Here is a 24,326-nt window from a genome sequence, read left to right as displayed (position 1 = left end):
AGATGCAGGCCAGAAACTCCGAGCCCGCATTTGTGTTGTTTGCTGATTCTCCACAACAAGAAGAAGGGAGATGAACCGTGCACAAGAATAGAAAGCAATGTGACGCCCCCCAGTCAGTGCAGGCGGCCTCTGGAACAGAGTGTCAGGCGCAACCGTTAAAACAGCCCCTCGCCATCGCGGTATGTGTCGCCATGCTGGCGCCTGCTGCGCAGGCGGGTGTGACCCAATTCGATAACGGTTTGCAAGCCATCTGGGCGCTGGATACCTCGCTGACCATGGGATGGCGGGCAAGGAGCCCGAATCAGGATCTGGTGGGACCGATCGCGGGGGGCAACAACAGTACTGACACGGGCAGCACAAACGTTCTCAACTTCGACAAGGGGGACAACTTCACCACGTTGCTGCGGGTCATCGGTGAGGTGAACCTGAAGAAGGAGGATCAGGGCGTCTTCATCCGGGCCAAGGCGTGGGACAACATCAGGCTCGACCGCGGAGACACCAACCTGGGGGCGCCCAACAACGGTTATGACAGTAACAAGCCCCTGGATGACTCTGACTTCGATACCAACTTGTCCAAGTTCAAGGGCGTCGAATTACTCGATCTCTACACCTACAGCGGCTTCAACATTGGCGATAGCGTTTCCGGGGAAGTGAAGCTCGGTCAGCACGCGGTCAACTGGGGTGAGAGCCTATACGTACCCGGCATCAATTCGTACTCGGTCTTGGATGTGAATGCCCTGCGCCAGCCGGGAACGCTGCTCAAGGAAGCCATTCTTCCGATCCCACAAGTTTCGTTCTCCTTTCAGTTGCCCAATGAATATCAACTGGAAGCCTTCTACCAGTTCGAGTGGAAGCGCACGAGCATCGATGGCTGCGGCACCTACTGGTCGCCATCCGGAGCGCTCAACTGTTCGGCGGATGGACTTCATGTACCGGCGCTTCCCGTCTCTCTGGCCGATCAATGGCTTGGCAATGTGCCCAACAGCGTGCTCTCGAAACGCTCGGACGAGAAACCCGACAACCTTGGTCAGTATGGCGTCGCCCTGAAGAAATATGTCGACTCACTGGATACCGAATTCGGTCTCTACCATGTGAACTATCACACCCATACCCCCTCGCTTTCGGTGAGGCGAGACAATGGCACTGTCCCGGGCTCCATCTACAACGGCCTCGGTAGTGCGTTCTGGGACTACTCAGCCGAGGACATCAAGATCACCGGCATCAGCGCCTCAACGGTGCTGGGTGGCTGGGCAGTGGCCGGTGAGCTCTCGTTTCACAAGGACGTGCCCGTCTCGGTTTCGGGGACGGACTTGTTCTTGCTCGCGGCAACGGGCGTAGGCCCAATGGCGGATCGCAACCAGCCTCTTGCCAGTGACGGCATCATTCGTGGCTACGACCGTAAGGACATGACCCAGCTGAACCTCTCGACCATCAAGAGCTTCGGCAACGTGCTGGGCGCCTCGTCGGTCAGCCTTACCGGGGAATTCGCCTACCAGCATTGGGCTGGAATTGGCAATCCAAAAACCGATGTCCGCTATGGCCGCGCGTTCGAGTACGGCGTCGGTGCTCATTCCAGCCTGGGGGGGGATGCCAATTGTGGTTTTGCCGGCAGCGTCAACGCAGTGGCAAAAAACTGCAGCACGGATGGTTACGCCACCACCGAGGCCTATGGCGTTCGCGCTCAGGTAGAGGCCGAGTACCCCTCCCTGATTGCTAACGTCACCGTCCGTCCGCGCCTGTTTCTCTCGCGCGACCTCAAGGGTTGGTCGGCCGATGGCACCTTCATCGAAGACCGCACGGTTGCGAGTGTCGGGGCTCGCTTCGACTACATGCGCCGCTACTACGTCGACCTGAGTTACACCGACTACAACACCAACGCCTATTTCGACAACCTGAATGATCGTGACTTCTTTGGTCTGGTCATTGGTGCCAGCTTCTGACATTGCGGAGAAGACAATGCATAACAAGATGATTTTACCTTTCTCGCTGGCTGCATTCCTGCTGGTCATTTCGCTGCCGAGCTTCGCCAAGGCAACGCCTGAAGAACTGGCGCACCTCGGTCAGGATTTGACGCCTATAGGCGCAAAAATGGCCGGCAATGCCGACGGTAGCATCCCCCCATGGAACGGCGGCATTACCCAGCCTCCCGCTGGCTTCGACGTGAAAAAGGGCTGGCTCGACCCCTTTTCGGCAGACAAGCCATTGTTCACCATCACTGCAGCCAATGCCGCGCAGTACCGGGACAAGCTGGCACCTGGGCAACTGGCGCTGCTGCAGAAGTATCCCGAGTACAAGATGAACATCTACCCGACCCGACGTTCGGCGGGCTATCCGCAGACTGTCTACGATGCGGTGAAGGCCGAGGCGGCAAATGCCGATACGGCGAATGGCGGCAACAACGTGATCAACGTGTCCAAGAGCTCGGTGCCGTTTCCGCTGCCCAAGAACGGCGTTGAGGTGATCTGGAACAACGCCTTCCGCTACCGCACCCGCGGCGTGGTGCGCTACCAGACCAACTTCCCGGTCCAGGCCAATGGCGCTTTCACGCCATTGCGCTCGGTGGAGCGGCTGTTCTATCCCATTTCGATGGAGCATCCGCCGGAGAACCTGTTGTTCATGTACAGGGCGACCTTCACCGCGCCGTCAAGCATCGCCGGCGAGAACGTCCTCATTCACGAGTCGATCGACCAGGTCAAGCAGCCGCGCAAGGCGTGGGTGTACAACCCCGGTTCACGGCGCGTGCTGCGCGCGCCAGAGATCGCCTACGACAATCCCTCGACCGGGTCGGATGCGCTGGCCACCACTGACGACTACGACGGCTATAACGGTGCGCCCGATCGCTACGACTTCAAGTTGCTTGGCACGCGAGAGATGTATATCGCCTACAACAACTACAAGCTGACCGACAAGAGCTTGAAGTACAGCGAGATCATCAAGCCCAACGTGATAAACCAGGACCTTGTGCGCTACGAGTTGCACCGGGTGTGGGTAGTGGAGGGCACCCTCAAGCCCGGGGCTAGCCACATCTATGCAAAGCGCGTGTTCTTCGTGGATGAAGATTCCTGGCAGATCGCCCACGGCGACCAATATGACGGCCGCGGCGAGCTGTGGCGGGTCAAGGAATTGTATGGCGTGCAGTACTACGACGCGCCGACGTTCTGGATGGCAGGCACCAGCCAGTATGACCTGCAGTCGCGTCGCTATTACTCGAGTGCGTTGACTAACGAAGAACCTCCAATCGAATGGAACGCCGCGCTGGGCCTGGAGGATTTCAGCACGGGTGTCCTGAAGCGTAACTGAGCTTGTTGAGTGAGGGCGCGAAGCGCAGCCTGCGTCGCGCCAGGTTTTTTTCCAGGGGTCTAGATCATGTTGAAGCCATTTGGCCGCCCGGCGCACGCGTTGCGTAATCTAGTGGGCACGCTGACCTTCGCGCTGCTCATGGTAGGGGGCGCACCGGTATTTGCTTCGTTTAAAGGCAATCTCGATCCCGCCGTGGATCTTCTAGCCCGCCCTGCACCCGCGACCGCTCATGGCGAGAATAAGCGACTGATTGCCGTGGCGAACTTTGCCCAGCGCATCGTCGCGGTCGGCGAAATGGGGCTGGTGATCTATTCCGACGACGCCGGCCAGACTTGGCAGCAGGCGGTGAGCCCTACCTCGGTGATGCTCACTGCCGTCACTGCGGTCGACGCAACGCACGGCTGGGCGGTTGGGCACGATGGGGTGATCCTTTCGACGCAGGATGCCGGGGCTACATGGATGCTCAAGTTCGACGGTTACGCAGCCAACAGCCTGATGCTGAGCAGCGCCAAGGCCCAGGTCGAGCAGGCGGCGAAGGCCAACGGCGAACCAGAGCAGGTCGAACTGTTGCAGGAGGCCGCGAACGAGCGCCTGGCCGATGTTGAAGCGGCGGATCAGGCCGGACCTTCACAGCCGTTGTTCGGCATCGCCTTCACCGATACACAGCATGGTTTCGCCGTCGGTGCGTTTGGTCAAGTATTCGAGACTCGCGACGGGGGCACGCGCTGGGCATTCATCGGCGACCGGCTGGACAATCCGGAAGGGCTGCACCTGAATGCTATCTCCAGGGGCGGGGACGGCGAGCTGTTCGTCGCGGCCGAAGCGGGGACGCTGTTCATCTCCCGTGACGCAGGCGGTTCGTGGACGCGTGTCAATCTCGACTACGAGGGGCACATCTACGGTGTGCTGGCGCTGACGGCAGACACCCTGGTCGCCTACGGCTTCGGCGGCCACCTGTTTGTCTCTGGCGACCGGGGTGAGCATTGGCGCAGTGTGCACAGCCCGACCGGCAAGGCGATCGTCGACGCGGTTCGCCAAGCCGACGGCACTGCGCTACTGGTCAATCAGGACGGGCAACTGATTGTCAGCGACAAAAATGGCCGCTCGTTCCTGGCGCTGGGCCAGGCGTCCTCACTGACACGGGTTTCAGGAATGTGCGCGTCGACTGAGCGGGCAGGAATCTTCCTGGTGGGTGCCAATGGCATCAAGCGCCAGGCGCTCAAATTTGGCATGGCGGATCGTTAATGAAAAACACTACAGGCGCACCCAACCGGGGTGCCATCAGTCGAATTGAACGGGTAGCCGAGCATTTTCTATTTGCCCATCGCACGCTCTGGCTGCTCTTCTTTGCCGGTATCTCCGTGCTCATGGTTTGGCAGGCCGCGCAGATCAGGCCCAACGCCAGTTTTGCCAAGATGGTGCCGGCCAACCATTCGTTCATCCTCAACTACCTGAATTTCGAGAACGAGCTGCGCCCGTTGGCGAACACGGTACGCATTGTGGTCCAGGTCCGGGAGGGCGATATCTATCGTCACGACTACATCGAGCTGATCAAGAGGGTCACCGATGAGGTGTTCTATATCCCAGGCGTCGATCGCGGCAACCTGCGTTCGCTGACGACGCCGAACAGCCTCTGGATGGAGTCCACCGAGAAGGGCCTGCTATCAGGGCGGGTGGTGCCTGTAGCCTTTGCCGGAACCGCCGACGATTTGGCGGCCGTGCGGGACAATGTGCTCAAGGCTGGCCTGGTCGGGCAGCTCGTTGGTAACGATCACGCCTCTTCAGTGATCATGGTTCCGCTGCTGGAGAACGACCCCGACACTGGCGAACGACTGGACTACGGCTTGTTTTCCGAGCGCCTCGAAAAACTGGTACGCGACAAATACGGCTCGGCGGATATCGAGATCCACGTAGTCGGCTTCGCCAAGTTGATTGGCGACCTGATCAAGGGCGCGGAAAGCATCGGCTTGTTTTTCCTCATCACCATTATGTTGACCACTGCGTTGGTCTACCTGTACTCGCGCTGCTGGAGGACCACGCTGAGCACCATCGGCTGCTGCTTGCTGGCGGTGGTCTGGCACCTGGGTACCATGCGCATGCTCGGTTTTGGCCTTGATCCTTACTCGGTCCTGGTGCCTTTCCTGACCTTTGCCATCGGCGTGTCGCACGCCATGCAGAACGTGAATACCCTGGCGAGCCACAGCCTCAGCGGTGAAAGCAGGATTGATGCGGCCAAGGCGACGTTCCGCTTGCTGTTCGTGCCAGGCACTGTCGCGCTGTTGTGCAATGTGGTGGGGTTCTCGACGATGTTGGTGATCGACATCGGCGTGATCCGCGAAATGGCCATCAGCGCCAGTGTCGGCGTGGCCGTGATCATCTTCACCAAGATGTTCCTGCTGCCCGTACTGATGTCGTACACGGGGCTGTCGGCGAACGGGCTGAAGCACGCCCTCGCGCGCAGCCAGGGCAGGCATCGCCTGCAGCATGGCCTGTCGCGCCTGACCGAGCCGCGCGTGGCCGCTTGTGCAGTGGCGATCGCCGCGGGGATTTCAGTTTGGGCGTTTGCCGTCAGCCGCGACCTGCAGATCGGCGACCTGGATCCCGGTGCGCCTGAGTTGCGTCCCAACTCGGTCTATAACCTGGACACCCGATACGTTACGCAGAACTACTCGACCAGCTCCGATGTTTTCGTTGCAATGGTCAAGACGAAACCGGGCGAATGTGCCTCCTACCCGGTTGCATCCACGGTGACGCGGCTGCAGTGGGCCCTGGAAGAAACCCCCGGCGTACAGAGCACGACCTCGCTGTTCAATGTCCAGCGTCAGGTCATTGCCGGGCGCAATGGCGGCAATGAAAAATGGGCCACGACCACGCGCAACCGATATGTCGCCAACGGTGCGCATTCGTCGATCCCCCAGTCACTCTACAACGACGACTGCTCCATGTTGCCGGTCATCGCCTACCTGAGCGATCACAAGGCAGGCACGCTGGATGCCGTGGTGGCCACGGTCAAGAGGTTTGTGTCGGAGAATGCCAACGCCCATACCGAGATCCTGTTAGCAGCGGGCAACGCCGGCATCGAGGCGGCAACCAACGAGGTGGTGCACTCTGCCTGGGTGCCAATGCTGCTGCTGGTTTACGGGATCGTCTCGTTGCTGGTGTTGCTCGAGTTCCGCTCTTTCAAAGTGACCTTGTGCGTGATTGTCCCGTTGCTCACCTCTTCGTTGCTATGCGAAGCAATCATGACCAAGCTCGGTCTAGGTGTAAAAGTAGCGACGTTGCCTGTCATCACGCTGGGTGTCGGGATTGGGGTGGATTACGGCATCTATCTCTACAACCGCTTGGAAAGCTATCTGGAAAAAGGTGTATCACTGAAGCAGGCGTACTTCCAGACGATGTGTTCCACCGGGCTGGCAATTGCCTTTACTGGCGCGACCCTGGCTGTCGGAGTCGCGGCCTGGGTGTTCTCTGATATCAAGTTCCAGGCTGACATGGGATTGCTACTGGCATTCATGTTCTTGTGGAACATGATCGGTGCGATCGTACTGATTCCTGCCCTGGCGACTGTGTTGCGGGTACGTCCAGCGCGCCACATCGGAAGTGAGGTTTTTTCGAATGATTTGAAGGCGGCCCCGTTGCCAGCCGCGGCTGGTGAGCATGCCGAGCTAAGCGAGCACGTTTGATCCAGGTGCTGCTCTTATGGGGGCCGTGAACTTTTGTTGTTCGAGTGAGGTGGGCGCGTTGGCCGGTGGTAGCGTTGGGATGTTCTCAATGGGAAGGGCGGGCGCCCACTGACGTCGCTTACTCGCGACGGTTCAGCCGCCGGTTTCTGCTCGAGCGACTCGGTCCTCAGATGCGGCGCTGGTAGGCATGACAAGCGGAACTAACTCAAGGGGTGATGGCTGGCAGTTTTCGGACGGCGGCACTAGCCAAAGTCATTAAGGCTTTCGGTGGCCACAAGGGCGGCTGGGGTATGGCTTACTGGTTCCGGTCAGATCACAGTTTTCTGAGCGGTAAAAGGCCTCAGGACCTGCTGGCATCGGCGCCTGATAGGGTGATTACTGCCGCACTGGATGAGGTCAGGACATTGTCCATGGCTAAGCAGCGTACCGAGTCCAGCGACAGCATGGCGACACCGGCTACCGATTTGGCGGCGTCCGTCACCCCGGTTCCCGCAGCTACGCTGCACGTGACCCTTCCGAGCGGCCATCGATCCTGAGAGGGTGGGATCCAGAACATCTGCTCATGGTCTCCAACCCCAAGAGTTGCCTGCGGTGGTCGATATTCGTCGGTTGTGAGTTGACTGGTGAGCGGGGGAGGTTGGGACGTCTTTTTAGGGGGAGGGACTCATTCCCTGCGGCACCTGTGAAAATGACACTGCCAGCTTGATGATCGTTCGTCCATTGGCTATGGGGAGAATCCAATAGCCTTGCTTGGAGTTACCCCTTTTTTTGCTCTTGAAACATCCCAGAAACAAGTCCAGGATTAAGTATTTTCCGGCTTCGGAAAGAAAAGAAAACCCTTAGATTTCAACGGGTCGGACACCAGATGCGAGTCTCGTTTCCCTCTCCAAATACACAAAAACGCCGCTTACTGAGCGGCGTTTTTGTTTGTGTGTAATTTGTTGGGCTGCGTCGATGGGAAGTCGCGATCTCTACATCCATTCCGGCGCTTTCTACGAGAACCACCCCGGAGCCCGTGTCTCAGGAATGTAGGTGCGGGCAATAGGCCTTCAAAAAACTAGCCGCTGGTCGAAAAGCAAGACTTCGTCCAAGGTGTGGGCTGAAGTGTGGGCTGGGGCTTTTTACCAAATCACAGAAACGACAAAGCCCTGAATAATCAGGGCTTTGTCGGTACAAATATGGCGGAGGCGATGTGTGCCAGTTAAAGCTGGCGGAAGATAATCGATGAAAGTTCGATACTGGTAAGAAATTGCGAATCAACCAACCCTCGAGTGATGCATGTTGCACTGTGAGGTGCAGGGTGAAGCGTTGACACGGGAAACCGATGGGCCAGCCATTGAGCCGCAAATCAGAAATCCGGGATGCCGATGCTGTTAAGCGAAGCAGAAGGCAACACGGAGCATGGAGATTCAGAGTTAGTGCGAAGACGCTTTCTACGCCTGAAATCAAGAGCCGGCCACCAGATACTGAACTGGCCCTACAACTCCATACAAAGCCGACTCACCGAGTAAGATAACCCCAAATGGGGAAGCCAGGAGCAAGGAACGTGAAGGTAGAGTCACCGAATGAAATATGGGTCAAGGCTGCTTCGTTCGAGGAACGCTGGGATACTCTTAAAGGAGCTGGAGAAGGTGGGCAGGGTGTTGGTTACAAGGTTATTCGCAAGAGTGATCAGAAAATTGCTTTCATAAAAGTCATCCAGGAGAAGAGCCGGAAGAACAGTGAGCGACGCGAAAGATTTTATAGGGAGGCTCTGGCTTACAGATCTCTGGCGGGGCTTGAAGTACCAAGCCTGATTGAGACTAATACGGATCGCCATAAGGACAAGAACATCACGCTGTACATCGCGACCGAATTCATCGAAGGCGACAACATGCGCCAATGGCGCAATCGGGTCCAAAAGGTCAGCCTTGATCAGGCGATTACGACCACTCTGCAGCTTCTGGATACGGTCGCTCAGGCGCATGCAGCCGAAATTCTGCACAGGGACATCAAACCGGAAAACATTATCATGCAGGATGGTGATGTACCGTCTCCCGTGTTAGTCGACTTTGGTATCTCCTTCGACCACAGCCGTGATGCACAGTCGCCGCTTACCCGAGAAGGCGACGAACTCGGCAACAGATTTCTGTCGCTGCCCGAGTTGAATGGAGGCAGTTTGGACAAGTGCAGTCCGGTTTCCGATCTCACTTTGGTCGCCGGGATTTTCTTCTATCTCTTCACTGGTAGAAATCCGACCCAGCTTAAAGATGGGCAAAACAAGCTTCCTCACCAGAGAGAAAAGTCGAGGCTATTTTTTGAAGGGTTTGAGCGAAGTGGCATTCGGAATTTCTTCGATAAGGCATTCGCGTATTCTGTCAGCGACCGGTACCAGAGTCCTGAGTTGATGCGGGCTGACTTGCTCAAGATTCTATCTCGGCACTTGCAGCCAGCGCCGACTGACCGAAAAGAGCGCCTTCAGCGGCTTCTAGAAAATATGGATTTCCAGAGTAATGCCAAACGATCCACGCGCGTTGGACAAGCGCTGGAATGGGCTATACGGGGGTACGGAGAGGTCAGGAACAAGAGCGGTGGTTCCGTGACCGCGCAACAGGTGGATATCAAACCTGGGGCTGAGCTCGGCTATGTAAGGATCCGGTGGGACCTTAATGGCGATTACCAGCTTTGTACCTATCTTTGGGTGGAGGCAGCTGGAGGGGAGCTTGTTTGGTATACCTCTTCTGGAGAGGTTTACCGGATAGAAATGGATGCGTCACTTGAGGAGTGGTCGCTAGAGACATTCATCGATGAAGCAGTCGAAGCCGATATGCTCCGAATCCTTGAGCATAAACCTGAAGACCTTCCTGCCGAGTTTGCAAAGCTCCATGTATTACGGGATCGTCTGACTTACTCCTGGGCAGCCGCAACCGAGCTTTCCCATGACCTCAATCTCCCTGTATTTGTAATCGTTCACGATGACACGCAGCCAATGATCCAGCGTGAGCATCTACTAAATGCTGTGCTCGGCGAACGTACGGTTCAGGACGTGATTCTTACCAGCTTTGTCTTGTTGGTAATGAAGCAATCGGTCATGCCGAGACACCTTCAAATTCCAGAGGTCGGGGACTACAGCGCAGTGATTCACGAAGGGCGATGGACACGACAACAACGTCTGGCAGCGAACGGTGAAGCGGCTCGTACCCGTCTGTCTGAGCTGCAGCAGGCTTTTGCCGTTGTGACACCTCAGCCCCTCTAACGACCACCAGCATCACCAGTGGAGGGAACGATCTGTGGCAGAGTGGGAATGGGTGCTGCCGAGCCAGGCAGTAGCGGCTAGTAGGATTACCGGTTGAAAAATCACTTGTAGTAACGGATTAAAAGGAATGGCGCGCTGCTAGATAGCTCCTTTGGCGCTGTATTGGGGGGCTCCCACCACCGTTGCTGGGTGCGCCGGCTCTCCAGTTTGCATGGACGCTCCCAGCAATCGGACGCATCAAAGCCGCAGTGTCAACTTGTCGATCCTACCAGCGGGGTCGGATGCCGCTATCACCAAGTACTTTCCAGACAGTCCATGGGTTTTCACTGAAAGGCGCCCCGAGCCGCTTGCGCTCAATACCTCCACTGCGCCAGTTCCATTGGTGAATTTCCAACCATTGGCGACAAGCTGACCGAACACTAAGGGGGCACTGCCGGCGCTCCCATCTGGAGCATCAACCAAACCCAACTGAATCATGCACGGGGCAAAACCCGGTATGTTCGCCTCGAAGATGTTGCGAAGCTCGATAGAGACACTTCGTACTGAGTTCTCCAATTGATCTTCAATCACCTCAAGCGCTGCACCATCTGGTGGAACAAGCCGGACCCGCTGCAACTCGGAACGAGGTGACGGAATTGTATCGGACGGTTTTTTTGGTGCGGACTTTAGGATATCCGCACTAAAGCTATGTGGCATCCAGCTGGGGATGGGCCTGACCGCGAAGTATCGCCAATGTGGTATTGCCATCCGCTCGATTGCAGACACGGAGCCAGGGCAGATCTGCTCCAGGTGCTGAACTACAAGTTCGGAAACAGGTTCTACGCGATAAAGGAGTTCCTCCTCACTCGAAGCGCCGCCGTCGCCATCCCAGAAGACACGTACATCCTGCGCGGCAAAGGGCTCCAAAGAACCGATAGCCAGAGAAATGACCCCGGCATGCTCCATGAGGGTACCAACTGAAGGCCGGAACAACCTCAGCAATGGGGCTTTCGTTGCGGGTTCGACCGGTACAGCAATCGCACGTAGGTCTGCCAGTTTCATTTTGTCGCTGGGTACCGCTGTGAGGGAGACGGCCGTTAGCATGACAAACTCAAGCCCCCCCTGGGCACCGGAGATTTCAATCTCGCCTGATTCAGTCAGAATTTTGCTGTTGTCGACTTCAAACAGGTTAATGAATGCGCGAAGGAACGTCTGTCTGTGAAGATAGGGTGCGATCAGGCCTTGGATCATCGCAAGGCGTAAGGTCGTGTCGCGCTCGGCGCGCAGTTCACTGAAGCAGCGGTTCGCGGCAACCGGATCGCCCTGGAATCGCGTCGCCAGACCAAGATCGCAGAGTGCCGACTCATGCGCACGCCAAATCCGGAATCCTGCGACCGGCTTTTGACACAGCGATGAAAAATCGATAAACGCGCGTGCACTCTTACTTCCACTCACGCGGCTTGCCCAGTCGAGATGCCACCTAGACCCTGACAATTGAGGCGGCCGCGGGTCGTGCACAGCAACATTGGTCAGAGAATCCTCGGAGCGTCGTTCGGGTCTCAGTCCGCTCACCGCTTCCCAAGCGACAGCTCCTAGCCCCACCAATCGCGTTGACTCAGTATCGAACATGTCGCCTGCCGAGCCGAGCGACAACTGCAGGCGATACCGCTGAAAGTCCGACGGCGTAGGGGGCACCGGCGTGCCCTGCGGGCTATCATCGGGAACGTACTCTGGAAGCAGAGTGATCGACCAATCAGGAGGAACGCCAGGCACTATGAACGGGCGCTTCTCTTTAAACTTAATAACCAAAGGTATGGCTTCCTGACCAGGAAGCCGCACACCGCCTTGCGCGTCAATCCTCAAAGGATCGTCTGGGTCTATTACAATACCGACATGGATCTCCAGTGGTGTGCGTGTGGTCCAGTCCCAGCCAATCTCGGCGCGTAGAAGAAGCGTTCCATCGGCTGGATAATCGACCTCCACAGCACCCCAGCTTGGCTTTTGTACGGGCCAGGGCAAAAGCTTGCAGCGGGCCGTAACCGGGTTCCGCCAGCGCCCGAAAGTGTCGCTGCAGTGGATGTTGATCGATTTCTCTGTCGGTACGGCTAACGGCAAGGGGGTTGCACCCAGGGGGAATGTTGGAGCTCCCGCATCTGAGTGATCCTCAGCCTTACCCGTTCCAATATAACGCTGTGGATTACCGTTCTCGTCGATCAAAAAACCTAAAGTCCCCGCCCCAAGGTCGACAAAACTGGCGAGACTGGCCGAACGGCGGTCCAACCGGACGACCAACTCAGTCGATCCGGGCTCGTCGAGCACCGACGGGCCGTGAATCATTCCAGGTTCGATCGTGGCTATCGGGTCGGCTGCGAAGGAAAGGGCCGCGAACTGCTCGCTCACGACCTTTAATCCGGTCGAGGAGAGGTGATGACCCCGCACCCGAATGAGCGGATAGGGGAGATGCCCCAGCGACTCTACTTCGGCATAGATTTCCTCGAGCGATTGGAGCGCGCTAAATGGCGGCTTTATTGGGACCGTCACGGCATGGCCAAGTGTTGTTGCGGTCACAGGATCACTGCCAGCCAGCAACTGCAGCATCTTGGCAGGGCAGTGCGTGAGGAAGACTCCCGACTGGACTTCTGTTTCAAAGGACCGAGCAGGGTTCGCTATTATCTCTCCATAATGTCCGGCAATTAGCTGCGCCGGACCACTAGTGAGCGCCATAGCTGCGACCTCAGCGGACTTCCTTCGATGGACACCCAGTTCTAGCACCTTGACAGTGGGCGGCTCCGTATTCATGCGCGCTAACGCATCCATCGCCAGCCGCACATCTAGAATCCCGGCAACGTCATAATTGGTATTGAGATACTGCTGTTGCCTCCAGGCACCTATGCCGGCGATTGCAGGAGCCACGGTGGCCAACTGGGTGAACTCAAGGTTGTGGTTTGGAGGCACCGCGAACGCGCGTAGGTTCTTTAAGGTGACCGATCCAGTCGCTCGCAAGCCAAATATGCCAGGCCCGATGAATGCCGTGCCATTAGGAGAATGTGCCGGCTGGCGGGTTTCGATAATCTCCTCGCCCGCGGCATCAACAGCAAAGATTACGGCGTCCTGGTCGCCGAGGACGATTGCCGTCACGCACAGCGCCTCCACCGTGCCGAGTGACGTCAGCAGTGAGCCAAGCGATACCTCGAAATGCATGTCGTCGAACTGGATGTCTTCATCGTGGCTGCGGCTAAAGCGCTCCCCGGATAAAGGCTGTGTGCACAATTCGACGTCGAAGGGTTCGGACGCGATACCAAGCGTTGGCTGAACCTTCCAATGCACCGTGGTCATGAACGTTGCATCATGTGGGAAATCGGGAATCGAACTCGTGGGATCGACTGGACCGGATGGATCGTCTGATTGGTCGACCCGCTCGCGCTTATTGAGAGGAAACTGCGCCATCCGGGCGTAAATTCTAAACGACATAGCTCTACTCCTCTCTTGTCGAGCGAGCGGCAAGAGTAGTTGCCGCCACTGTCAGCCATGCTAAGTTAGGCAATGCCGACGGAATTCGATCGACAGCGTACCGAGCAAATTCCAAGACGAGATCCCCGCTCACCGCTGCATCAATCCGAACGAGTGCAGAGAAGCCGCTGGATGAAAAAGTGGCTCCCGCGGCGCGGCGCGATTTTTTGTTGTCGATCGATTGCAACAAGAGATCCTCCGGCTCGGCGATGAGCGTCTCAGACGTCGGACCAGAACGTGATGCAATGCGAACGCTCCGGGTTGTGCGCAACAGCGGTTCATTACTTTCAATGAGTAATGCAGCAGGGAGCAGTTTTTTTGACTCCACATCTTTTCGCCAAAGCAACGTCTTGCGCGCTTCACCACTTCGAGAAGGTGCTTCCCCAAGCGAGGCTACCAGCAGGTCCTCAAAAAGCTTCTCCGCAATAACGACGTCGCTTTCGGATGCAAATGCATCGTTGAGCGTCCTGGCAACAACCTTGTGACGAAGCGGCACATTCGTGAGTTGAGCGACATGTGCAGCTAGGTTGGAGTGCAGCGCCGTCGAGAACTGCCAATCGACGAAATGATCCGCTGCGGAGCCCGTTTGCCAAAGTGATCCGTTGGTGTGAACGACATCAACAGCGATCTTATAGCCGCAAAGCGGCCTTAGTCGCACATCAAACCCAATCCAGATGCCGCCTGCGGGTAGGTTGATATTATCTAGACAGGACAGTGGCTTGCCCGTACCCAACTTGGCGATAAGCGCCTCCTTGAGTGCGGACGGCAACTCGGTAACACTTTGGTTTTCGAATCCCAAGGGGCTGGGAGTTGCCGGATCGACTAAATTGGCGGGATCAACGAGAACGCCACGGTCCCAGCGGAGGGTTCCGGTTTTGTCGAACACCTCAGTTCCACCATCCTCTGTGATTACGACTTTGAGTCTGGCGTCCGGAAACTTCATCAACATTCGCAACGCGTCGGTCGATCCCAGGCAGAAGCCTGGAACGTCCTCGGTGTAATGAAAGCGCTCGCGAGATTGCGGAAACGTGGCCAACAAGTAAGGGATCGCAGACAGGGGCGGCTCATTAGTTGTTTTGAACGTGTATGTCGCATTTTCGATGGGGAGGGGCACTCCGTTTATCTCCGAAAGCCACTCAACGCGCACTTCGTAGTCTGAAGCAGGTTCAAGCAACGGGATCGGTTTGCCGACAAGAAAGTCCTTAAGGCTCTCGATCACATCTTGCTGGTGGTTTAGGTCGTTCTGGTAGCGCTCCAATTCGGCCTTGGGAGTGAAGCGAACGCCGCCAAGAATGGCGTCGACCAAATGGTCTGCAGGAACGTCATCGTTGAAATGGATAGTGAGAGACTCAGGATATGAATTCACGCTGATCTGGGGCAACGCGGAGAAATCGATCCGTATAAGCCAGAACCCAAAATTTGCATATCGTGGAAGTGTTTTAAGACCCTCGAAGGCAAGTGTGAGCAGCTTCCACCTCTCTGCATTCTTATAGAATTCGCCCTGCACGGTTTTGTCTTGCAGGTTGCCAACGGCATTCCTATTCCGAAGGTCGTCGTAGGACATGCTCACGACAGAGTTGTCGGAGAGGGCGAGATCAAAATACCAACCATCACCAAGGCCGGCATGGGCCACTAGCAGATCGAGCGATCCATTGAACGCCATGTCGCCTGTTATCAGGACTGTGCTGGAAACACGGAGACGGGGCTCCACCGAAAGCAGTCGTGAATAAAAGGAAAGCACCGGAACTGTCGACTCCGGATCAAGTCCTGGCTCGATAATGCAGGTACCCGGGTAGGGTGGAAAGCCCGGAATTGGATCATTATCCGCTCCCGAACCAGGCCGCGGATTTAGTGCGAATCGTCCCTGCGTCGCGCCACGCCGGCCAATCATGCCCTCAGTCTTTGTGTCACGGAGCACAGCTGGCACAATCCACTCGCCTCCCAAAGGTGTGCCGGCATCGGTGGTTCCAAGTGAATACCAGCACGGCTGCGGGAGCGTGACAACATCGCATATGCTTCCCAGGATACTATCAATCCAAGCACTCAGTTGCTCGGGAGATACTATGGAATTCTTCGCGCTGAGTGGGTCGCGTGTCATTAACGCCAGGATCTTGGGTGACGGAATTCCGCTCTTCGATGGTTGTGCCGACTCCCACCAGCGCGCCGGACATGATTGGTAGTCCACCTCTTCTAATCCGGTCAACCGATGGCGGTAGAGTTTTACGGACTTCAGATTATATTGGGCAGCTTGGTTTCCAAATGTGAATTCAGATTCGTTCTGGTTGAATTTTGGTGCTAGGCCGGCAAAGTCGTTTGCAGCTCCCTCTGTGCTTGGTGGTTGTGCCATCGATAGCGCGATCACAGTGTCGAGCGGTACTGGGCCCGGTACAACTTCAGAACTTCCTATGCGTGAAGCATCCCCGAGCGTGCCATCGATTGGACCCAGACTGCCTTGCCCTCGCAACGAGACATTGGCCCCGCTAATGAGCGTTACACTTAACGCAAGGGGTGGGAGACTTATTGGTTCGGTGAGCGACGTGCCAATTTTGACTGTTAGACTGCCCTCGATTTCGAAGAACATATCCTTGTAGTGTCCGGATATGCTTCCCTCAAGATAAAGGTTTTCTTTCCCATGGCTGTTACGTGAGTAGTCGAGTCTCAGGCTACCCGAGGCTCCAATCGTGAGACCAAACAGTCGGAGTTCCCCCGACAAAACCACCATACCGCCCACGTAAATGCCATCCCCGAAGGACAACAACAGGTAGGTCTGGATTCCTCCCCGGACGCAAAGCGATCCTCCGCCGATTACAAGCTGTGCTCCCAGGCCAAAAGCGACTGCGAGTCCTGGTAGATCCCGCGGCCCCCCCCCGTATATCGGCACACCCTTTATGACTTTCCCTGCAGCCATTAAATAACCGCTGGCTGACAGGCTCGACAGACCGAATAGATTGAGCTTGGCAGTGGCCATCTCAGCGTGATGCCCAATGAAGAAGTGCCAGTTCGCCGTCTCCTTTGAATCTAGGAATAACTGTATAGGCGCCCGTACTGTTACCAGGTCCTTGAACTGAACGTTAACCAGCGCCGATAGCGTGAGTTTGCCGTGCTCGGGATCAATATCCAGCACGCCGATGATTCCGCGCTTCAAATCTTCGGATGCTTTTTGGTTGCCGACTGGCTCTTTAAGAAGGTTCACCTTGGTGAAAATGAGGATGCGCGGACCAGGCTGCTCGATCACAAGCATTGCGTTCATGTTAAGCAGACCGCCAAGCGCTAGTAACTCTACCGTCACGCCAATACCGACAGCAGTGTGGTTCTCTGCGACCTCCCAACTGGCCGGGTAATCCGTGATTGATTTGACGACGTCGCCTTTGACGGATTCGAGCCAAGAGAGCGCGGGCGGTACACCCGGCGTCCCCGGTGGTTCACGGCGCATCATATGCGTCGCTACGACTGCGTCGATGCCAGTCCAGCCAGCCCCTGTGCTAAACACTGGCTTGGGGGCCGCGAAGTGCACCCTGCCGGTGAAAATCGTAGCTTTGGCGTCACTATCTTCGATGTCCGAAACTCGTGCGGCACCGAAAATACGGAAGCCCGATGGGAATTCCAGATCAAGGCTGCCAATAACAGTACGACCGGTACCATCGTTCTTGATAGCCAGTGTTCCGATGCCTTTGACGCCGCCGATCTCGGCTGAGATTTTAGATGGGAACGCGTCGATCTTGACGTTGCCTTCGCCTTCGAGCGGAACCACGAAAACAAAGTCACCAGCTGTGACGATATCGGTGTTTCCGGTTAATCTGAGCCGGATCACCATTTCCCGCGCCGGTTTTCGACGCACCAACACGTCGACGACCTTGAACCATTTCCCTATGCCGGTCACATCCCATAACGCTGGATCGGCGACGGAAAGCTCGTGCAGTCCGCTTGGCACCTGCACCCAGCTAAAAAAGTCCTCGTCATGCAACATGATGCCTGTGCCATCGATGCGGGCCGTGAGTGACCTTGCCGTCTTAAGGTTGTCAGGGCCGAAATCGATGGAGTAATCCGCTTCATAATCGAACAGGAGGGCTGTTTGGTACTCATCCCCGGCGTCTGGCTTGTTTACCTTGGCCGGCTGTCGCTGCATACGAACGCCGATGACACGCAGTTCGTTGACCTTTACGGCTTCTTTAAAGAACCAACCCAGTCCAACCATTGCGTAGAGTTCGCCCATCCCCTGTGCTGACCGAATCGGCACGAAATAGCCGCGCGTCCTGTCGTCCGGTGGATGCGCTCCGTCTGGCGGGTTTACGGGGTTGGACGCTAGAACAATCGGTGCAAGCGTCATGACAACGGCAACCTGGCTGAACGCATCGGCCGTCATGGGGACTGGTTGGTCCTTGTTAAGCGTGGCCAACACCTTGTCGCCCATCGACTCAAGTCCCAGGCTGATCGCCATGCCCGGGTGTTCAGTTCCTTGTAGATCCTTCCACGGCTGTGAGCGCAGAGCCAAGACGGCCGAACGCCCCGCCAGCCATGAATAAGGAGGATCAAGCTGTTTGATCGTGCCACTCACTGAAAAGGCGGCGAGTTGATCCTCGGCAAAGCAGCCGTGTAATCTTGCATCGTTGAAAAGACCGAAATAAGGCTTCGTTGGCTCCGCTTGCATGCCAGCCTCAAAACCTGCATACCATGCCGAGTGGGTCTTGGAGTCTCCTGCACTATCGAAGGAAAAGGCGGCGAGACTTAACCCCAACGACGGCCAACCGTCTTGTCCAGCCTGCGCATCATTCAGTAAATGCAGTCGGATCCCTTCGAACAACACACCTTTGAAGGTCGGGGCTAGGTTGAACTCCACTAGTGCTTTACTGAACAACTTGGCCGCGCTTGGTTCCTTGGGAGTGTCGAGGAGTATTTTGATCCCATCGGTCAATTTATGCGCGAGTTCGAGGCCTATCGTTTGAGTAACATCCATCCATACCTGTACCGCTTCTGATATGCCGGGTGAGAAAAGCTGCACAGTGCAATTATCGACATCTGCGGGTAGTGAACCACCAGGTGTACCGATATTGCGACCGAACAGATCAGTGGAGTACTTAGCTAGATCATCGTCGCGCCATTCAATCCATACGTCTATTCGCCCGATGAGCGTTTGCTCGTCATACTGAGTTCCTGTCGGGGGCGGCGCAAAAGCCTCCTTTGGCACGCCCTTTGTAAGATTGGCGAATCGGACGTCCAGGGCAATCTCAGGTTCGGGTACGGCAACGATTACTAGACCGCAAGGAGCAGCACCTGGAGTTTGTTTATCAAATCTTCCGTCGCCCAGACGTTTACATGGAATGAACAGCGTATCGGTGAGCAATACGCGTGGGTTTAGGAAAAATAGCGTGAGCTTTACCGAAGTAAGTCGGTCATCCTTGCCGAAGCTGATCGTAAGACGATAGGGCGCAGCCCCGCTTAGGTCCGCCGCATATTTGTTTGTTGCTTCAGGCAAGTGTCCGAACCGCAGCGGTCGTTCGCCCCCTTGGCCGACCACTCCTTCGACTTCGACTTCGACCTCGACATCGCCGGTGGAGTCCGGCAGATTGTCGAGCAGGGGTAGGAGCTTGGCTGACCCGTCGAGGAACGCCAACTCGAACAGGTCGGGAGTCCATCCAAAGCCAACGCTTATGAAGCTCGGCTTGAACTCTTCAAAAGAGATGCGCTTGGACATTGCTCCTACTCCATAGAGATGGGGACCTCACGAAGTCTAGGATAGGAACGGAAAGTACCGAGGGAAACGCTTTACCCTTTGTCGCCCCGCAACGCCAGACTTGCACTCCGAGATTAGCCCCTCGCGAGTGGCTGCAATTTGCCCGTTTACTGCCTGTCGTAGTTGGCCGAAAGCAGTCTGAATGTGGCCGCAACCGTGGCGTGGCCATGGTGTCGCAGGCCATCGGGGCGGCAATATCCAGGCGCATGCAGTTATTCCGCTACATGAATGCTTGCAGATGCTACCTATGCTTTCTTACGGCCTGAATTTTTCTATCGTCGGCTGTGGAAGTCGGGTCAACATACCTACTTGGGGCGATAATAGCGCTGCGGATCGCCAGTTACTCAGGCCACCAACCTTTTTCCACCTGACCGTAATGTGAACCACTGAACCAGCTTTCTAGCTGTACATCCAAGGTGGTGATCAGTGCCAGATTCTCTTGCAGAGGATCCAGGAGGTCGGCCTGCTTGCGCGCCCAATCGATCCAGACTTGTGCCATTTCTTGATCTACTAGTGGGGTAGATTTCAGGCGATTCTCCACGCCCTTTATAAAGGCTCGTAAGCGCTCGGCACGTTCCCATCGCTCTGTATGTTTAACGAGGTTACTTCTAAGGCGGCGTTGAGTCTCTGAGTTGCGGGCGCGTTCAAGACGACGTCTTTCGTCTTCAGCCCATTCCCGTTCTCTTGCCTCCTCCTTCTCTCGGAGGGCCTTGATAGACACCGATGCGGAACTCAAGCCAGCCAGGATGCTAGACAGTTTTTTCTCGAGGCGTGCGGTCTTGGTGTCCTTCCAGTTTTTCCGTTCTCCATAATCCATTCGCACTTCAATTTGAAAAGTCAGTTCACCCGTTGAGGTCCATTCAAACTGCGGGCTTCGCAGGGACATTAAATTAGGCTCCCAAGGAGCACCGGGTCGGCGCTTGGGGGGGCGGCGGCGGTGGTATCGGATGTTTGTCTAATCGCTCCATGAGTCGCACGGCCATGGGCTCGCCGTTAACAGTGACAATGGTTTTTCCTTCAGCGTTGATCTTCCATGAATAACCTTCAGCCTCACCCTCTTTGATCAGTGCATCAAAAAGGATTGCGCAGCGTTCGATCAATGTCGATGAGATCATCACACTCAAGACTCGCTTGTCTGCGTAATCGAGGTAGCCCTCTTTGAGTTTTGAGGCTTTTGCAGTCTTTAGCCATTGACTCACGAGAGTGTGGGGCTCGGTCAATTGAGAGGGGGCTTCAATCGTTCGCTGGACTATCGGTGAGTTCGAATCAGCGCCAGTCTTGGCGGGCAGAGTGTCACGGTCGAGAACCTGGAATCGGACCTTACCTTCGACCGGAGGAGGCTTGGGTTTGTGTGGCCGCTGCTTTTCAGATTTTGCCCAGTGGCCGCGACCTGGGAGGGGGATGCCGGCTTGCGGCAAGCTTTGGCGACGGCGACGTCGGAAACACCAATGTCATGGGCCAATTTGACCATGGGCGTTTCCCATACTTTTTCGAACAGTTCTGCAACGGTGAAACTCACGAATGTGTACATGCAGTCTGTCGCCTTTGTTCATCGCGAATTTTGGGTCACAAAGCGGGTTGTCGCGGATGTTAAATTCCGGAGAGCGCTGGGTGCAACAGCCCTATGAGGGAGACCACGTCTCTGTAGCCGCAAACGCTGGAAAAGACAGCATAGACTCGGCTGGTGGGTGCTCGTAGGTTGAGGACAGTACGGCACTAAGCCGATCACCCAGCAGGTTCCAGGCGCGTTTCTTCTCTTCGGCATAGTCATGATGCAGGTAGTGGCGTCTCACCCGAGAACCGGCCAGTACATGGTTTTGGCAGCGATCGATGACGTCCAGGCTGACGCCTAAGGCCTGCATCATGGTCGCGCCCGTACGACGTAGGTCATGGGGTGTCCAGTCACCGTTCTGCCCGCCGGAAAGGACCAGCGTATCGTCGTGACGCCGTCGGGAGAGAGCTTTTCGGTTTTTGAATCTAGCCTGGCGGTCACCCACCTGCTTGCTCACTACTTTCACATCAACATGCTGATCATCCTGCTTGTTCGGAAAACACCACTGAGAGTCGCCCGTGAGGGTCTTGAGTTCCTGAAAGAAATGCAGGGCGAAGGATGAGAGGAAAACATAATGGTCCTGTTTCTTGCCGCGAGTGCCTTTGACGTTTTCGCTGGGGAGGAACCAGGTCTGCTGTTCCAGATTGACATTTTTCCATTCGGCCTTCAGCAGTTCGCCCATCCGGCACAAGGTGCCCAGGCTGATCCAGAGTGCGAGTTGAGTTTCCTTCTTTAACGGTCGAATGCCCTCGTACTTTTGACCGGCGGGGAGGGCATCGTAGTCGGCCGTCATTTGTTGGAAGCAGTTATGTAGTTCCGACAGCTCAGCAGGCGAAAGAATGCGGCTTCTTTCCTCCTCGTAGTCAGCAGGGATCAGCTTATTAATTTCAATCAGATTGGTCGGATTGCCATCAACCAGTAGAGCACGCCAAGGCTGGCGCTTTTCTGCCCATGCAAACATCTGAGTGATATCGGCAAACAAACCAATAGCCTGTCGATTAGCCCCGCGACCAATGACGGTTCGTACCACGCTCCGCAGATCATGTTCATTTACGGAAGACAATGTCTTGTTTTTCAGTGTGGGGTACAGGTCCTTGGTGAAGCGTCGGCGCAGTTCTGCGTTACCGTCTTTCCTCGCTACGCCATTCAGCAGCCATTTTTCTGCCATATCTCCTAAGGTCAGTCCCTTTACCTTGAGCGTTTCGGCGGCGACAAGTTGAGCGTTGACCTCTGCTCGGACTCGCGCTTTTTCGGCTCGTTTATGATCGTTGGGATTCACCCCGGTCGCCACAAGGTCGCGGGCGATGTTCCGTATTTTGCGTATTTCCGGTAGTGATGTGCCTGGCCATGTCCCGCACGAAATATCGGTGAATCTCTCTTCCCATCGGAACTGGTAATAGAACGCGACGGTGATACCTTTTTTCTTGAGTTGGACCTTGCCAGAGAGACCACCGTCTTCCCTGAGCACTCGACCTGCATCGTTCGCGTCTAATGACTCCAGTTCTTTGGCAGTGAGCTTGGTCATGACTTTTCCCTCCAAAAAAATACCCCCACATTTACCCCCACAGAAACGTCAGCTACCGATGGATTTCGTTGGATGGTGCTGGACGTGGTGGAGTGCTGGAGCCCTTGTAGATACTAGCTCGGTGGATTCTTTTTGGGTATTTAGCGATCCGCTCAAATTCGCCAATAACTAGCATGGGGTGCTAGGGGTCGAGTGTTCGAATCACTCCGTCCCGACCATATTTTTCAATGACTTAGCCCAACTCTAGCCAGTTGGGCTTTTTCATTGGTGGGGAGTTTTTCGGGACTTCATCCTGCCTTCCTCTTCAGAATCGTCAACATCGGCTCCCGGAGTCCGTTGCTGATACCTTATTTGCCGCCGCAATGAGCTGATCCGGTTCCGTCGCTGAGTAGTGACTGGCGAGGCTTCCGTTCTTGTGGCCGAGCAGTGCTTTCCGATCTTCCTCAGTCACACCAGCAGCACGCAATCTTCTCCCAAAGGTGTGCTTCAAGTCGTGAATGCGAATCCTGGCAAAGCCGTCATGAGCCGGCCGCAAGAATTTTCTTCTGCCACTTCTTCGCAGCCCGAACCCGAGCCTTTTTCCAGGCAGAGTCGTTCATGCGGTGAACTGTTGTTTCATTCCCTTCGCCATCAGGCTTGCCAAACGGGAACACGTAGAGCGGATGCTTGCCGCGCTGCTTCTCGATCACTGACTTGGCAACGTCGTTCATCACGGCCAGACGCTCGTCTCGGTTTTTCATGCCAGGCTGGCACGCAATCTCCCAGTTCCACTGAAGCCTGCAGACCTCTTGCTCCGGTATCCGGTGTTGACCTTGAACATCGCCATGGTCTGAAGGTGCGCCGGAAGCTCCGTGAACAGGATCGACGGCTCTTCCCATGAAAGCGGGTAGGGCTTTCGGCTGTTCGTCTTCTCGTCCAGCAGGGAAATCATCGGCACCACGTTCAGTAACGGCCGGCGCTCCTCATCGCGCCACTTGCGCGCGCAAAGGTCCAACACCCTGATGACCCGCTGAAGCGCGATATGCACTGTCCGGTTGTGACCGGCTTGCCACCCGCTGGATTCAAGTAGTTCCGGCGCCGTTGGGAGTGGCGGAAAGTGCATTCGGGTGGCGTCGGAGGTGCGCGGCCAAATCGCTAAAGAACCAGCGAGCTTGACCGATACGTCTTGGCATTAATGCCAAATACTTGAGATCTGGAGATCTGAATGTTTCTAAGTAAAGTTCGCAGTGGTGCAGCCATCGCGGTGATTGCCCTCGCTTATGCCGTTCCAGCTCCGGCTGCCACGGACGTCGTCACAGACCACACCATTGCGGTTATGGCTGTCGCATCCACCCAAGCATGCGCAAAAAAACATCCAGAAGCAGGTATCACTTTAGAAAAATTCCTGACAGAACAGAAAGCGGACATAACTGACGAGATGGCGAAACACATCCGTGATGTCGCTACAAACCCCATGTACGAAATGGAGGTGAAGCAGTCGACTGAATTCTTCAACTCAAAAGGCGGCCAAGGGTTGCTGGACGGTCTCTGTGATGGGTTCATCACTGCGAAGTAATTGTCTCGCTTGCTCACTTTGCTCTGTTTCATGCCTTATGCAGTTGGGCGGTTATAGGCCGCAGTTTCGTCCACATCGGGGTGTGATCTGGCCGGGGCTCAACCGGTATTCGGCGGAAGGAACAAGGGCGATTCGAATCAGTCGTATCTGTCCGGCGCCAACCGGCGGCGCTACACGCTATTACGCAACCACGATGCCGGCAGCGCCGAAATGCGTGAGTGACGCGAAGACGGCGCTGATCTTGGGGTATCACATT

At 56.1% G+C, this 24,326-nt stretch carries 11 protein-coding genes, 1 tRNA gene and 1 pseudogene; 8 read left to right on the top strand and 5 right to left on the bottom strand.

The features are described from left to right. Nucleotides 1-77 precede the first annotated feature (77 nt). The 6 genes from FGE05_RS08895 to FGE05_RS08870 all read left to right on the top strand — a co-directional run bounded on the left by FGE05_RS08895 (nucleotide 78) and on the right by FGE05_RS08870 (nucleotide 10,218). On the top strand, nucleotides 78-1,940 hold the full coding sequence (locus FGE05_RS08895; protein ID WP_139643986.1) for a DUF1302 domain-containing protein: 1,863 nt from the start codon (nucleotides 78-80) through the stop codon (nucleotides 1,938-1,940). 16 nt (nucleotides 1,941-1,956) lie between these two features. After that, nucleotides 1,957-3,300: a DUF1329 domain-containing protein gene (locus FGE05_RS08890; protein ID WP_139643983.1), complete on the top strand. Its 1,344-nt coding sequence runs from the start codon at nucleotides 1,957-1,959 to the stop codon at nucleotides 3,298-3,300. A 66-nt stretch (nucleotides 3,301-3,366) separates the two neighbouring features. Then, nucleotides 3,367-4,545 (top strand): YCF48-related protein, encoded by a 1,179-nt coding sequence (locus FGE05_RS08885; RefSeq protein ID WP_139643980.1) that lies wholly within the window; start codon nucleotides 3,367-3,369, stop codon nucleotides 4,543-4,545. Beyond that, entirely contained in the window at nucleotides 4,545-6,983 is a 2,439-nt protein-coding gene (locus tag FGE05_RS08880) for an RND family transporter (RefSeq protein ID WP_139643977.1), read from the top strand. Before FGE05_RS08885 ends, FGE05_RS08880 begins: the two co-directional genes overlap by 1 nt. Nucleotides 6,984-7,393: 410 nt before the next feature. After that, complete coding sequence (locus tag FGE05_RS08875) at nucleotides 7,394-7,519, top strand: hypothetical protein (protein WP_257225617.1); 126 nt, start codon at nucleotides 7,394-7,396, stop codon at nucleotides 7,517-7,519. 1,010 nt (nucleotides 7,520-8,529) lie between these two features. Continuing rightward, entirely contained in the window at nucleotides 8,530-10,218 is a 1,689-nt protein-coding gene (locus FGE05_RS08870; RefSeq protein WP_176562992.1) for a protein kinase, read from the top strand. A 237-nt stretch (nucleotides 10,219-10,455) separates the two neighbouring features. Here the strand turns inward: FGE05_RS08870 and FGE05_RS08865 are convergent, their stop codons facing one another. The 4 genes from FGE05_RS08865 to FGE05_RS08850 all read right to left on the bottom strand — a co-directional run bounded on the left by FGE05_RS08865 (nucleotide 10,456) and on the right by FGE05_RS08850 (nucleotide 22,515). Next, nucleotides 10,456-13,668 carry a hypothetical protein gene (locus FGE05_RS08865; protein WP_139643970.1) on the bottom strand — a complete coding sequence of 1,071 codons (3,213 nt, stop codon included), beginning with the start codon at nucleotides 13,666-13,668 and terminating at the stop codon, nucleotides 10,456-10,458. 4 nt (nucleotides 13,669-13,672) lie between these two features. Further along, on the bottom strand, nucleotides 13,673-19,399 hold the full coding sequence (locus FGE05_RS08860; protein WP_139643968.1) for a hypothetical protein: 5,727 nt from the start codon (nucleotides 19,397-19,399) through the stop codon (nucleotides 13,673-13,675). 379 nt (nucleotides 19,400-19,778) lie between these two features. Further along, nucleotides 19,779-20,324 carry a hypothetical protein gene (locus tag FGE05_RS30085; protein WP_257225616.1) on the bottom strand — a complete coding sequence of 182 codons (546 nt, stop codon included), beginning with the start codon at nucleotides 20,322-20,324 and terminating at the stop codon, nucleotides 19,779-19,781. Between the two features lie 736 nt (nucleotides 20,325-21,060). Further along, nucleotides 21,061-22,515, bottom strand: a complete 1,455-nt coding sequence (locus tag FGE05_RS08850; protein WP_139643965.1) for a site-specific integrase — start codon at nucleotides 22,513-22,515, stop codon at nucleotides 21,061-21,063. Between the two features lie 78 nt (nucleotides 22,516-22,593). Here FGE05_RS08850 and FGE05_RS29815 point away from each other — a divergent pair. After that, nucleotides 22,594-22,733: transfer RNA gene (locus tag FGE05_RS29815), tRNA-Ser, on the top strand. Between the two features lie 69 nt (nucleotides 22,734-22,802). Here FGE05_RS29815 and FGE05_RS08845 read toward each other — a convergent pair. After that, nucleotides 22,803-23,551: pseudogene (locus FGE05_RS08845) on the bottom strand (tyrosine-type recombinase/integrase); the annotation flags it as partial. 168 nt (nucleotides 23,552-23,719) lie between these two features. Between FGE05_RS08845 and FGE05_RS08840 the strand changes: the two are divergent. Then, nucleotides 23,720-24,070, top strand: a complete 351-nt coding sequence (locus tag FGE05_RS08840; protein WP_139643963.1) for a hypothetical protein — start codon at nucleotides 23,720-23,722, stop codon at nucleotides 24,068-24,070. Nucleotides 24,071-24,326: the final 256 nt, after the last annotated feature.

The organism is Pseudomonas sp. ICMP22404 (genome assembly GCF_006227205.1).
Taxonomy (GTDB): Bacteria; Pseudomonadota; Gammaproteobacteria; order Pseudomonadales; family Pseudomonadaceae; genus Aquipseudomonas.
The sequence above is the reverse complement of the archived record's forward strand: the minus strand, read 5'-3'. Positions and strand labels throughout refer to the sequence as shown.